This is a genomic window from Desulforudis sp. DRI-14, assembly GCF_052618305.1.
In genome coordinates, this window is the sequence record NZ_JBQXEZ010000001.1 from 187,141 (window position 1) to 200,292 (window position 13,152).

Annotated in this window: 14 protein-coding genes; 2 read left to right on the forward strand and 12 right to left on the reverse strand. The window is 60.7% G+C overall.

Annotated elements, in window-relative coordinates; genetic code table 11:
- Positions 1-67 precede the first annotated feature (67 nt).
- Positions 68-796, reverse strand: a complete 729-nt coding sequence (locus ACUM6F_RS00925) for a YkgJ family cysteine cluster protein (protein ID WP_445348096.1) — start codon at positions 794-796, stop codon at positions 68-70.
- A gap of 143 nt (positions 797-939) precedes the next feature.
- Between ACUM6F_RS00925 and ACUM6F_RS00930 the strand changes: the two genes are divergently transcribed.
- Entirely contained in the window at positions 940-1,782 is an 843-nt protein-coding gene (locus ACUM6F_RS00930; RefSeq protein WP_445348097.1) for an SDH family Clp fold serine proteinase, read from the forward strand.
- Positions 1,783-1,787: 5 nt separating this feature from the next.
- On the opposite strand, the gene ACUM6F_RS00935 is transcribed toward ACUM6F_RS00930, so the two are convergent.
- Positions 1,788-2,084 (reverse strand): hypothetical protein, encoded by a 297-nt coding sequence (locus ACUM6F_RS00935; protein WP_445348098.1) that lies wholly within the window; start codon positions 2,082-2,084, stop codon positions 1,788-1,790.
- Between the two features lie 167 nt (positions 2,085-2,251).
- Between ACUM6F_RS00935 and ACUM6F_RS00940 the strand changes: the two genes are divergently transcribed.
- Positions 2,252-3,043, forward strand: coding sequence for an N-acetylmuramoyl-L-alanine amidase family protein (locus ACUM6F_RS00940; protein WP_445348099.1), 792 nt, complete (start codon positions 2,252-2,254; stop codon positions 3,041-3,043).
- A gap of 63 nt (positions 3,044-3,106) precedes the next feature.
- Here the strand turns inward: ACUM6F_RS00940 and rpsI are convergent, their stop codons facing one another.
- The 10 genes from rpsI to ACUM6F_RS00990 all read right to left on the reverse strand — a co-directional run bounded on the left by rpsI (position 3,107) and on the right by ACUM6F_RS00990 (position 13,091).
- Positions 3,107-3,499, reverse strand: coding sequence for a 30S ribosomal protein S9 (gene rpsI, locus ACUM6F_RS00945; protein WP_425620342.1), 393 nt, complete (start codon positions 3,497-3,499; stop codon positions 3,107-3,109).
- 19 nt (positions 3,500-3,518) lie between these two features.
- Positions 3,519-3,947 carry a 50S ribosomal protein L13 gene (rplM, locus tag ACUM6F_RS00950; protein ID WP_445348100.1) on the reverse strand — a complete coding sequence of 143 codons (429 nt, stop codon included), beginning with the start codon at positions 3,945-3,947 and terminating at the stop codon, positions 3,519-3,521.
- 123 nt (positions 3,948-4,070) lie between these two features.
- Positions 4,071-5,282, reverse strand: a complete 1,212-nt coding sequence (locus tag ACUM6F_RS00955; RefSeq protein WP_445348101.1) for an MFS transporter — start codon at positions 5,280-5,282, stop codon at positions 4,071-4,073.
- Between the two features lie 141 nt (positions 5,283-5,423).
- Complete coding sequence (locus ACUM6F_RS00960) at positions 5,424-6,134, reverse strand: FadR/GntR family transcriptional regulator (RefSeq protein ID WP_425620344.1); 711 nt, start codon at positions 6,132-6,134, stop codon at positions 5,424-5,426.
- Positions 6,135-6,416: 282 nt separating this feature from the next.
- A complete protein-coding gene (gene rnr, locus ACUM6F_RS00965) occupies positions 6,417-8,531 on the reverse strand; it encodes a ribonuclease R (protein WP_445348102.1) in 2,115 nt (704 codons plus the stop codon).
- A 134-nt stretch (positions 8,532-8,665) separates the two neighbouring features.
- Positions 8,666-9,217 carry an HDIG domain-containing metalloprotein gene (locus ACUM6F_RS00970; RefSeq protein WP_445348103.1) on the reverse strand — a complete coding sequence of 184 codons (552 nt, stop codon included), beginning with the start codon at positions 9,215-9,217 and terminating at the stop codon, positions 8,666-8,668.
- A gap of 49 nt (positions 9,218-9,266) precedes the next feature.
- Positions 9,267-11,465 (reverse strand): HD domain-containing phosphohydrolase, encoded by a 2,199-nt coding sequence (locus ACUM6F_RS00975; protein ID WP_445348104.1) that lies wholly within the window; start codon positions 11,463-11,465, stop codon positions 9,267-9,269.
- A 132-nt stretch (positions 11,466-11,597) separates the two neighbouring features.
- Entirely contained in the window at positions 11,598-12,029 is a 432-nt protein-coding gene (locus tag ACUM6F_RS00980) for a PaaI family thioesterase (RefSeq protein WP_445348105.1), read from the reverse strand.
- A 187-nt stretch (positions 12,030-12,216) separates the two neighbouring features.
- Positions 12,217-12,609 (reverse strand): NifB/NifX family molybdenum-iron cluster-binding protein, encoded by a 393-nt coding sequence (locus ACUM6F_RS00985; RefSeq protein WP_445348106.1) that lies wholly within the window; start codon positions 12,607-12,609, stop codon positions 12,217-12,219.
- 116 nt (positions 12,610-12,725) lie between these two features.
- Positions 12,726-13,091: a NifB/NifX family molybdenum-iron cluster-binding protein gene (locus ACUM6F_RS00990; protein ID WP_425620349.1), complete on the reverse strand. Its 366-nt coding sequence runs from the start codon at positions 13,089-13,091 to the stop codon at positions 12,726-12,728.
- Positions 13,092-13,152: the final 61 nt, after the last annotated feature.

The window sequence follows — 13,152 nt, forward strand, 5'->3', positions numbered from 1 at the left end:
AATGTGAGGGTCAGACCCTCACATTTGAGACCCTCACATTTGTTCAGTAACGATTTAGTCAGCCAATCTAGAAGTTGAACTTCCCCGCGCGCTCCAAATACTTCTCCATCAGCGGGCTGGCTCCCGTTTCAAGATACTCCTTCATGACCTCGGGGCGCTTTTTCTGCACGCCCTCGTTCAGCACGCTGCAGGCCAGGTGGGTGCCCAGGGGCGCGTACACCACCTGGTCGAAGACCAGCCTCGAGGGCAGGATCTGCGCGTCCAGGGCCAGGACGCCCATGGTCATCTCCTGCGCCTGTTCGAGCTTAAGGTGCCCCTTGCTCTTGATGTCCTCGCAGTACGGGATCCTGGACTCCAGGATCTCCTTGGGCAGCGTGATGCCGTGGGTCTTCCGGTAATACTCGCCCACATCCTCCATTCCCCGGCTGTTTAATTCCTCGTGCGCCTTCCGGTCCAGGTGGCCGTAAAGGCGGCAGTTCAAAGGGCGCACCGGGTAGATCAGGCACCGGCTGTCGGTCCCCAGGAACGGGCATTTGGCATCGGGGTCGACCAGGTGCAGGAAGAAAAACCGCACCGCGCGTTCGACCAGTTCGGGATGCAGGTCCTTGAGGTTGTCGCGGACGTAGCGGTAAACGTTTAAATACTCGATGAGCCCGGCCGGGGGCGGATCGGCGCAGCAGGTGCCGCACCGCTGGCAATCAGCTTCGGGAACCCTTTCGTAAATCTCCTCAAGATAAGCGAAGAGCCTGTTGTTCTCCGCGACAGCCAGGGCTTCGTAAATTTTAGCGGCAGGCAACATTTGCCTTCCTCCTTTCGACAAAAACCGTTAGAATATATTCGAGCACCTTGGAGCAAGTCCTTGTCGCAATCTCTGCATCACGTGCCTGACACAGGAAAGACTAGAAATGGCTCCATTCCCGCAAAGGGGGTTCCGGCTCCTTGAGTATCTCCCTGATCGACATTATCTGGTTCTTTTTCCTGCTTTCCGTCATTATCCCCATGCTCCGGCAGCGAAGTATCGAGACCGCGCGGCTGCGCCTGATCAGGCAGATTGAACAAAAAAGAGGGTCCCGCCTGATCACCCTCATCCACCGCCAGGAATTACTGAGCATCCTGGGCATTCCGCTGACAAGATTCATCAACATCGAGGACTCTGAACACGTCCTGCGGGCCATCCGGCTGACCCCCGACGACCTGCCCATCGACCTGGTGCTGCATACCCCCGGGGGCCTGGTCCTGGCCTCAGAACAAATCGCCCGGGCCATCCAGCGGCACCCGGCCAAGGTTACCGTTTTTGTTCCGCATTACGCGATGTCCGGCGGAACAATGATCTCGCTGGCCGCTGACGAAATCATCATGGACGAGAACGCCGTGCTCGGCCCGGTGGACCCGCAGCTCGGGAATTTTCCCGCAGCTTCTATTGTAGAAGCAGTACGCCAAAAAGGCAAGGACAAGGTCGACGACGAGACCCTGATCATGGCTGACATATCAAGCAAAGCCCTGGTACAGGTCGAAGAGTTCATCCTGGAGCTGCTCAAGGAGAAGATGCCCGAGGAGAACGCGCGGGAGGTAGCCAAGGCCCTGTCCACAGGACAGTGGACCCACGACTACCCCATTACTTTTGAAAAGCTGCAGAACCTGGGGCTGAAAGTCGCAACCGGCCTGCCCACGGAAATCTACGAGCTGATGGAGCTCTACCCGCAACCGCCCCAGCGGCGCCCGTCGGTGCAGTTCATCCCCATCCCCTACCGCAACCGGAAGGACGGGCCGGAAAACAAATAAAATGGTTACGTTTCGATCTGGTTCTGGATGTGCGCTATGCCCACCCCGGCCTTGCAGGGCACGTAAAACCACACCAGGGCGCTGAAATGCTCGACCGTGTTCGGCTGAGCGATACAGTCTGTTTTAACTTTCTCCCCGTTCACCCACTCGCTCGTCTTATACTCCAGCGGCTGGTCGAGATAGGGCCTGATCGCTTGGGCTATCTCTTCCGCGGTATCCTCAAAAAAGGTGCGGACGCCGTCGAAACACAGCCGGCCGCTCAGCTTCCCTTTCACTAAATGAGCAATGATCATCTTGTCCATTACCCCCTCATCCCCAATATAACCGCTTGCCCGTCGAATTACCAGCCTCGTGAGGCGGGCTTGCGCCCGCGGTTTTGACCGCTGCCAGACGACTGACGACCGACCTGTCATAGGTTTCCCCGGGGCGGCATAGACATGGTGTGAGATGCTGGAAAGGAGGTATGATTTTGCCAGTCTGGGTTGCGGCTTACCGCCTTCGGGCATGGCATGCGCTGGCGTTTCTCATCTTGGTTTCTTTCGTATACCTGTGCTGGACGGGCTACCGGTGGGCCGACCGGTACCTGCACGAGCGAACGATAGCGGCCCTTTCCTGGCTCCTGGCCAACAAGACCATCGTCGTCGATCCGGGACACGGGGGGAAGGATTCGGGCGCCCGGGCCCCGGACGGGACCTTCGAAAAGGACATCACGCTGCCGATCGCCCTCAAGCTGGCGGACTACCTGCGCCAGGGAGGGGCCAGGGTTATCATGACCCGCACCGAGGATAAGCGGATCATCGAGCGGCAGCGCGCCGACCTGGCCGAGCGGGCCCGCATCGCCAACGAGGCCGATACCGATCTCCTGATCAGCATCCACTGCAACAACTTCCACAATTCGAGCGAGCGCGGGGCGCAGACCTTTTCGCAACCCGGCGCGGAGGCGTCGAGGCGCGCCAGCCGGGCCATCCAGGCGGAATTGATACGCGTCCTCGGCAACACCAAACGCGTTCCCAAAGAGATCGACTATTTCATCACGCGGGAGGCGCGGGTCCCGGCGGTCATCGTGGAAACAGGTTACCTGAGCAACCCGGCCGAGCGCCGGCTCCTGAAGGACCCGGAGTACCAGGCGAAGGTAGCCCTGGCCATCTATGCGGGCGTGGTCACCTATTTCGCCCAGGAAGCCATGCCCGCCACAAAGTGGATCGACAACAAGATCATTGAAACCTTCCAGCAAAGGCCGGCCCCGCTCGAAGCCCCGTGACCACGGACGGCCGTTAAAAAAGCGATCGCCTGAGAGCGATCGCTTTTAATCGTGGACGAGATTTTAACGCTTGGAGAATTGCGGAGCGCGGCGGGCCTTCTTCAGGCCGTACTTGCGGCGTTCCTTCATCCGCGGGTCGCGGGTCAGGAACCCGGCCTTCTTCAAAACGGACCGGAGGTTCGGGTCGGCCTGGATGAGCGCCCTGGCGATGCCCAGCCGGACAGCTCCCGCCTGACCGCTCAAGCCCCCGCCGAGGACCTTGGCGACGACGTCAAAGCGGCCGCTTGTCCCGGTGACTTCGAGCGGCTGGCGCACGATGGTCTCCAGGGTGCGCCGTCCGAGGTAGGCGTCGGCGTTACGGGCATTTATCCTAACCTCTCCCTTGCCGGGAACCAGGTAAACACGCGCGATGGCGTTCTTTCTTCTTCCGGTGCCGTAAAACTGTACCTGTGCCATTTACTCCTCTACCCCTCCTTTATCGCGACCAGACTTCCGGCTTCTGGGCTTCGTGCGGGTGTTCGGCGCCCTTGTAAACCTTGAGCTTCTTGGCCATCTGCGCGCCGAGCTTGTTGTGCGGCAACATTCCGACAATCGCTTTACGCACGGCCTCTTCCGGTTTCCTGGCCAGGAAAGTGCGGTAGGTCATGGATTTGAGCCCGCCAGGATAACCCGAGTGCCGGTAATAAATCTTCTTATCCGGCTTGTCGCCGGTCAGGACGACTTTGTCGGCGTTGATGACGATTACGTGGTCGCCGGTATCGACGTGGGGCGTAAAGATCGGTTTGTGCTTACCCCGCAGGATGGCTGCGGCCTCGGCAGCCAAACGGCCGAGATGCTTCCCCTCGGCATCGATGACGTACCACTTGCGTTCGATTTCTCCGGCCTTGGCCATGAAAGTATTCAAAAACAGTCCCTCCCGAAGCGTCAAAACCTAAAAAAAGTATTTCCCAATCTAAAGTGACACAACATTATTTTAAAGACCCGCCGTGGCACTGTCAAGCAAAAAAGCCATCCTGTAGCATTTAATCTAAGAAGCCAGGGCTGTTTGGCCCCTGGTTTGCGATCCTTCCGGACGGCGGGGCAGGCAGAGCGTCATGCCCAGCATCAGGAGCGGGAGCAGGCCGACGACGTTCAGCGCCCTGAGGAGGCCCAAATGGTCGGCGACATACCCCAGGAGCACCGTGCCCACGCCCCCCATGCCGATGGCAAAGCCCATCACCAGGCCCGACGCCAGGCCCACGTTGCGCGGAAGCAGTTCCTGGGCGAAGACGACGCTGACCGAAAAGGTAGCCACGATCATAAAGCCCGCCACAGCCGTGGCCAGCAGGCTCCATACCCCGCTCACATAAGGCAGGGCCAGCAAGGCCGGCATCACCAGGCTGAAGGACAGGATCATCAGGTTGCGGCGGCCCCACTTGTCGGCCAGCGGTCCCCCCACAAGGGTGCCCACGGCCCCGGAGAGCAGGAATACCGCCAGCAGGGTCGCCCCGGAATCGGTCCCCAGCTGCAGGTGGTTCTTGTAGTACAGGGGCAGGAAGGTCATCACGCCGAAATGCGTCCAGGAACGCAACGTGACCAGGGCGGTCAAAAGGGCCATCGCCGGCCAGTTGCCCCCGGAACGGCCGTCGGTGGTCGCCGCCTTTTTAAAGGAGGCCTCGTCGGCGGCGGTGGCTCTTTGCATCGCCGGCATGGCCAGCCAAAGGGCCCCTCCCATAATCGCGGCCGGGACCAGCAGGCCGACCATCCCGCCCCTGCCCTGCCAGGCGATCAGGGCGGCGGCCAGCATGGGGCCCAGCCCGAAGCCGATGTTGCCGCCGATGCTGAAGATCGCCGCCGCTGCTCCCTTACGCGCGCCCGAAGCGTGAAAGGTCACCCTGGAACCTTCCGGGTGGAAAGCGGCAATCCCGAGGCCGCTCAGGAAGACCCCCACCAGCACGACGGCGTACGAAGGAGCCAGGCCGGCCAGCGCCAGGCCCCCGGAAGCGGCGATCGCCCCTACGGGGATCAGCCAGCGAAAGGAAAACCGGTCACTCAGGAGGCCGAAGACCGGCTGGATGATCGAGGAACTGAGGTTGGCGATCAGGACCGCGCTGCCAACCGCCGTGTAAGATAATCGAAAGGCTTCCTGCAGAACGGAAAGCAGGACCGGCAGGGCTCCGTTATTCAGGTCGACGACCAAGTGGCCCAGGCAGAGAAGATAGACAATACGGTGCATGATCTTCACCAGTTCAATAACCAATGATCACAATGCTACTATCATATGCCCTGCAACCGGCAGCGTCAAGAAAAGCAAAACCCCCGGAAGGGGTTATGCATCTTTGCGTTCTTGGCGTCTTGGCGGTTCGGTTTAAATACGCCCCTCGATATTGCCCCGGCGTGTTCAGAAGAAATCCCTGCTGCCTGTAAAAGCTTTGTGGACGATCTCCCTGGCCCGGCCGAGGTCGCGCTCGACCAGCGCCGCATAGACGTCCCGGTGGTTTTGCAGGACCTGTTCGGGACCCATCTTTTCCAAAGCCTTGCGCATCGCCTTCCCGAAGAGCGAGCTCACCGTCCGCCCGATCTTGATGAAAGGGGCGTTCTTGCTCATCTCCAATATCTTGAGGTGAAACTCGCGGTCCAATGCGGCCAGGACGTCCAGGTCGCCTTCGGGAATGGCCCCGGCAAACGCCTCCAGGTTGGCGGCCAGCCCGGCCAGTTCACCCCTGGTGGCTTTCTTGATGGCCATGTCGATGGCGTTAAGCTCAAACATGTAGCGCAGCTCGTACAATTCGTCCTTGGAGCCTTTTTCTACAATCAGGCTGAGCACCAGGGGATCGAACATCTCACTGTTGACGGCCGTGGCGATCGTCGTGCCTCCGCGGCGGCGCGAATGAAGAATCCCCAGGCCCTCGAGCATCTTCAAGGCTTCCCGCAGCGCCGTACGGCTGACGCCGAGCCTTTCGGCCAGTTCGGGCTCGGGAGGCAGGCGCTGGCCCGGCTTCAGCGCCCCCTCCAGCAGGTAGTCGGTAAAACGGCGAACGATAGCCTGGACAACCGTTTCTTTGCCGATGGGCTCGAACAAGGTTTGGACTTCACCGGTTTTTTTAGCCATTGTTCAGTACCGTCCTCAAATGCCATATTGTCCTACATTATATAATAATACTGTTTAATTTCGCGAGATTTAATCCTATTTTGGTTAAAAAGTTCCCGCAAACACAACTAGCCTGCAGCTTCGCAGGCTAGTTGTGGCGCTGGGCGCTGGGCGCTGAGATAGCGCTGAGCACTGGGCAATGAGCACTGGGATTAATATGGAAAGGGATTCGGTTATACCGAATCCCATCCTAAAGTATCCCAAAAGCCCAATGCCCAATGCTCATAGCTCAATGCCCAGTGTTCAAATGTCGGCAAGCGTAAAGTCGATCTGGCGGTCGTCGACGCTTGAGCGCAACAGCTTGACCCGGACCGCGTCGCCCAGCTGGAGAATGCGCCCCGTGCGCTGGCCGATGAGACGGTATCCCTTTGCATCATAAGTGTAGAAGTCGTCCGTCAAATTGGTCATGTTGACCAGGCCCTCGACCGTGTTTTCCAGCTCCACGAAGATGCCGAAGGCGGTTACGCCGCTGATGATCCCTTCGAACGTTTCCCCGACCTTGTCCTGCATGAACATGACCTTCTTGATCTCCATGGCCTCGCGTTCGGCGTCCACGGCCAGGCGTTCCTGGTCGGACGCATGCTGGGCCAGTTCCGGCAGCCGTTCCCTGAACTGACCGGTTCTCTTCCCGTCCAGCCGGCCCTTGGCGAGGACCTCCCGCAAGATGCGGTGGACCAGGAGGTCAGGGTAGCGGCGGATCGGGGAGGTAAAGTGACAGTAGTTCTCCGAGGCCAGCCCGAAGTGTCCCAAGCGCTCGGTGGCGTAGCGGGCCTGCCGCATGGACCGCAAAGTAACGGCGTTGATCAGGCGTTCTTCCTTTTTGCCCTTCACCTCGTCGAGCAGATCTTGGATCGCCCCTGGGTGGACCTTGGGGAACCCCTTGATGCCGTAACCGAGCGTCCGGAGAAATTCCTGCAGCGCCTCCAGCTTTTCGGTTTGCGGCTTCTCGTGTACGCGGTAAACCATGGGCGCACCCTTCTCGTGCAGGTACGTCGCCACCGTTTCATTGGTGATCAGCATGAATTCCTCGATAATCTGTTCGGCGATGGAACGCTCCACGCGGACGATGTCAAGGGGGCGGCCGCCTTCGTCGAGCAGGGCCTTCGCTTCGGGGATGTTGAAGTCGATGGCCCCCTTCTTGAGGCGCCGCTCCCGCAGGATGAGGGCCAGTTCCTCCATGGCCCGGAAACGGTCGGCCAGCCCGGCGTACCGGTTGACGACCTCCCGGTCTTCGCCCCGGAGGATCTTGCGGACATTGGTGTAGGTCATGCGCTCCATGGTCTGGATCACCGAAGGGAAGATCTCGTAGCCCGTCACTTCCCCGTCGCGGTCGATCTCCATCACCACCGACATGGTCAGCCGGTCGACCCGGGGATTGAGGCTGCAGATGCCGTTGGACAGGCGCGGCGGCAGCATGGGGATAACCGTCCCGGGAAGGTAAAAGCTCGTCCCGCGGCGGGCCGCCTCGGCGTCGAGAGCCATCCCTTCCCGGACGTAATAGGAAACATCGGCGATGTGCACGCCAAGCCGGAAACGGCCGTTAGAAAGCGCTTCAATGCTGACGGCGTCGTCCAGGTCCTTGGCGTCCTCGCCGTCGATGGTCACGATGGGCCAAAGGCGCAAGTCCCGCCTGCCCCTGAGGTCCTCGTCGGCAATGCTCTCCGGGATGGCATCGGCTTCCCCGAGGACTTTACCCGGAAACGCCTCGGGAAGGTTATACCTGCGGGCCAGGGCCAGCATATCGACGTTAGGGTCGTCCTTCTTCCCCAGCACCTCCACGACCTTGCCCTCCGGTAGCCTTTTGGCACCCGGCCACTGCGTAATCATGGCGACGACCTTGTCGCCGGTCTTGGCGCCGTGATACCGCCCGCGGGGAATAATGACGTCGTAAGGGATCCGGGCTTCGTCGCAGGTGACGTAGCCTAGGTTATTCCTCCGGGTGAAAGTCCCCACGACGCGCTCGTTGGCCCGTCGCAGGATCTTGACGATGTCCCCCTCCCTCCGGCCGTCCCGGCCGGTAAAAACGCGGACCACCACCCGGTCATTATGCATGGCCCCGTTCAGGCTGCCGGCGCCGACAAAGACATCCGGGGTTCCGGGGATGTCGGGCAGGACGAAACCATACCCCCTGGGATGGCCCTGCAGCCGTCCCACCACCAGGTTCATCCGCTGGGGCACCCCGTAGCGGCTGGCCCTCGTCACGTAGAGAGATCCGTCGGCCTCCATTTCCCGCAGCAGGCGCTTGAAACGCCTGCTCTCGGCGGGCGCAATACCGAACACAGACTGCAGTTCCCCTTCGGTCATCGGCCGGTAGGCCTCGTTCATCATGTAGTTTATAATTTCTTGCTTAGTAACCACTTTTTATTTCCTCTAGTCTGTAATCTACCCGGGATGTTTGCAGAGGCATTGAGCATTGTGCTTTGAGCAATGGGCTAATTAACAAAGCTCTCAAGCCCAACACTCAGCGCGCAAAGCCCAATGCTCAGCGCAGGCTATAGCCCGATGTCACGGGCTATAGATTGCATGGCTTCGAGTCCGAGCCCCACGAACTCTTCTAATGACAAGCCAATATCCTGACAGGCGAGCATTGTTTCGCGGTTGGCCCCGCGGGCAAAAGCCTTTTCCTTGAAACGGTTGAGAAGGAAAGGAACGTCGACCGCCTCCAGCTTCTTCTCCGGCCGGATCAGCGCCCCGGCAACGATAAAACCGGTAAGCGGATCGGTGGCGAAGAGGGCCTTGTCCAGCAGGCCCAAGCGCGGCAGGCCGTGCCGTTCATTGTGCACCTTGACCGCATAGACTACGGCAGTCGGCAGGCCTTTCTCCTCCAGGATCCGTGCCCCCTCGATGCTGTGCAGGTCCCAATTGTCCTTCGTGTACTCATAATCGATATCGTGCAGCAGGCCCGCAAGGCCCCACAGTTCCTCGTCCTCGCCGAAATGCCGCGCCAGGCGCCGCATCACGGCTTCCACGGCCAAGCAGTGGTTAAATAAGTTGTTGTTCTTTAAATGCCTTTTAAGCAGATCCAGAGCTGCCTCCCTTTGCACCCTGTCAGAGTCTCCTTTCAAACAAACATCGGACCTACGCAGGCGCTCCTTAATCAGTATTGCCTGTCGTTCCCTGCGATACCCGTTCCCGGCTGGAACACGGTCGCATCCTGCTCCTCCACCCGGGCAACACGTGACTACCGTCACCTCCGCCAGCAGCGTTACCACAGCCCCGTGCGCCAGCAATATCTTCCATCTCCTTGCCGGGTAGCTGTAGGAAGGCTTCCACCACACGCGGGTCAAACTGCCGGCCTGCCCATCGCCGCAATTCCTCCAGCGCCTGCCGGGGAGTAAGGGCCTGCCGGTAAGGCCTGGCGGACGTCATGGCATCGTAAGTATCGGCCACACGGATAATACGCGCGAGAAGCGGAATCTCTTCTCCCGCCAGGCCGTCAGGGTAACCGCCGCCGTCATAGTCCTCGTGGTGGTGCCGGACCACCGCAATCACCGCCGCCGGGAACCTGGCCGGCTCCAGAATCCTGGCCCCCACCCCGGGGTGGCTCTGCATCTCTTTTCTCTCTTCCGCAGTGAGAGGCCCCGGCTTGAGTAGAATATTCTCCCGCACGCCGATCTTGCCCAGATCATGTAAGAGCCCGGCCAGGTAAATCTGTTCCTGTTCTTCGGCGCCAAGCCCCAGCATGCGGGCACACGCCCGCGCCCACTTCGCCACGCGCACGGAATGGCCCCGCGTGTAAACGTCCTTGGCATCCAATGCCGCCGCCAGCGCCTGCACGGTACTCGAATAGTATTCCTGCAGCGACGAGTAGAGGCGGGCGTTTTCCAACGCCAAGCCGGTCTGGCTTGCGATGATCGCCAGGTAGCCGATTTCTTCTTCTCTCCAGCGCCGCGGCACGGGGGAGTATACCTTCAATGTGCCCAGAATCTTTCCGCCCACCTTCATCGGCACAACGGCCACGGCTTGCATCTCGGCCGCGTAGTAGGGCAGGTGCGTGCCGGGTCTGCTGGCGGTCAGATCTTCCACTACGGCAGGTTCTCCCGTCTGGAGCACCTTGCCTAGCAGGGTATGGTCCGGCCGGATCCGGCCCACCCTGGCCTGCACCTCCGCGCTCATGCCCAGGCTGGCCTTAAGCACCAGCTCGCCCGTCTCCTCGTCAAGCAACCGCAGCGCACACCATTGTGCGCCTAACACATCCCGGACATTTGCCAAAGCCGACTCAAGTACCAGATCTACATCGAGGCTGCTCGATACCACCTGCCCTACTTCGACTAACCGTTCCAGCATGGTCGCCCTTACCTGCATCTGGCGAAACAGGCGGGCGTTTTCCAGCGCCAGCCCCAAGCCGGTGCCCAGGGTAGTTAAAAAAACGGTCTCGTCTTTGGTGAAGCATACACCTTCCGGCTTGCCTGCTATGGTCAGTACGCCCGTTACCTTACCCCCGACCGTAAGGGGGATGGCTACAGCAGGCCGTCTTTCTTCAGGCGTTCTGCCTTCGGGTCGGCTGTCAAAACATGTGGCGCAGGCCTCGCGCTCAACGGCGGCCACTATTTCGCCCGCAGGCACGACCCGAAACTCGTTGCAGGACTCCAAGGTAGCCGCTGTTTCGCCTGCCGTGACCCCCGGCATCACCTCATTCAGCATTACCACCGACCCGCTGGTAGCCCCGGTCAACCCCAGCACCGCTTCCAGGGCCTGCCGCGCCACTTCGGTCACCTGGAGACTGCCGGAGACCTTCCGGGTAAATTCAAAGAGAGCGGTAAGCTCGTCCACCTTCCTCTGGAGTTCCTGCCTGGCGTACAGCAGCCGGGCCACGGTGTCCGTTGCCGTCTGTACCAGCGCCACGACGGCCTGGAGTCGCTCTTCCGACCAGACGGGTAACGCTCCGGCTGCCGCCTGGAGTTTCCCCAAGTCAAGGCCCGTTTCCCGGGCCAGCCGCGCCAGCGCCTCCTCCGCCGGCGGCTGCAGGGCCACGTTGCCGCCCAGCAGTACCACCGCCGCAGTATCCGTCACGGCGACCGGGGCAGCAAGGTAAACCAGCCCCGCGTGACACACCTGTTTTTCCACCCACCCTGAACCAAGCGCTGCCCGCGCGAGCCCTATGCGGAAGGCTTCGCACGCGAGCCGTCCTTCATGCGTGCCGTTAATCAACAAGCAAAGGGGTACGTTGTTTTTTCCGTAGAGCAACCGGCCCCGCTCATCAACCAAGGCCATGGCCATCCCTGTAACCGCAGCAAGGTTCTCCAGTACTTTCCGCAACCCCGCCGGTTCCATAAGATCTAGGCAGTCCACGTGGAAAAGGCCTCCCAGTAAGAACGTGTTTTTCCTGCAAGCTCACCGGAAAGAGGCGTCCCCGGAAAGTCGCCCGGGAAAACACGGCACCCTTCGCACTCACAGAACCCCCGCACCTCGGCCTATCCGCCGCTACCCACCGTCCAGTCCGCCGGCCAGGGCGTCAGGGGTGCGGATGAACTTCGCCGTCGCCTGCGCCGCAAGCTCACCGTCGTCCAGCCGGGCCTCGGCCGCCAGTTCCACGAGGCGTCCCTTCTCCCGCAGCAGGCGCGCCGTAACAAGGATCGTCCGGTTAACCGGTACCCCCTTGCGGAAGCGTACCGCAATCTCGGCGGTCATCGCCGTCATCCCCCGGCGCCAGCACCACTGGGCCATCGCTTCGTCGAGGACGGTCGAAATCAGCCCGCCGTGGACCCAGCCGGTCCAGCCCTGATGCTCTTCACCCGGTGTAAATGAAGTGCGCAAGACATCGCCGTCATCTTCAAACAGCAGTTTCAGCCCGATGGGGTTTACCGGGCTGCACGCGAAGCACATGTGGGTGGCCCTTTCGTCCAGAGGAAACACCTTCCTTTAAGCCCTAATCATAACAGACAATTCGACAGGGCGCAAACAAAGATGCGGGCCGAAAACGCGGCCTCCCTTCCAAGGCTTGAAAGCCCAGGCCACCCGCTGTAAGTTGCCTGGGCTTTGCTGTTATAAACAGGATTTGGTTCTGCCAGTTCGTCTAAGTCCAACTGCCAACTACTAACTTCTAACGTCCATCCGCGCAGGCGCAGCGGCCGCCGGCGCAGTCGCCGCCGTGGTGCCCATGCCCGTGGTGCTGGCCGGAATGGTCGCACAGGGAGCCGCTGGACACCAGCTTGCCCGCGACGAAGTCCCGCAGCACCTGGTCAACCGGGCCCGAAGCACCCGTAATAACCTTAATCCCGTTGTCTTCCAGCACGCGTTTGGCTCCCGCCCCGATACCGCCGGCGATGACCACGTCGGCCCGCAGCCCGGTCACCACGCGCGGCCCGCCGGCGTCATTCGGCACCGTTCTTGTCTCTTTAATGGTACCGTCCTCAACCTCGCTGACCGTGAATTCGGGGCAGTGCCCGAAGTGTTCCGAAACATTTCCGTCAGCCGTAGCAATGGCAATTCTCATGCTGATCCCTCCATTTATTTATGAACGTATGCCTGTTACTAAGGCTACAGCAAATTAAGGGTATATGTCAACAACTAAAGAACTAGGCCGGAAAGAATGGCAGGAACCGGGGTTTTCTACCGGGCGCCGTGATGCGCTTCTACGGTGGCACCAGGGGCCGGTTTAAGGTTTCCGGCGGTGAACCGCCTCAAAGCCTCTTCCACCGTGCCATTGCAACCGGTGTAGCACTTGATGCCGGCGGCATCCAGTACGCGGTAGGCATTAGGTCCGAGGCTGCCCGTGAGCACGGCCCCGACTCCGGCGCCGGCGACGGCCTGAGCGGCTTGAACCCCCGCGCCCCCGCCGCTCGCGGCCGCGCCGTTGTCCAGCGTTTCCACCTTTCCGTCTTCGGTATCGTAAATAATGAAGCAGGCACAGCGGCCGAACCGCGGGTCGACCCGGTCCGTCAACCGCGGGCCGACAGCCGATACGGCAACGCGCATTTCTTCCACCTCCTCAAAGGTTTAGGCTCACTTAAGCCAACTTTTCCGGCGCTTAACCCGT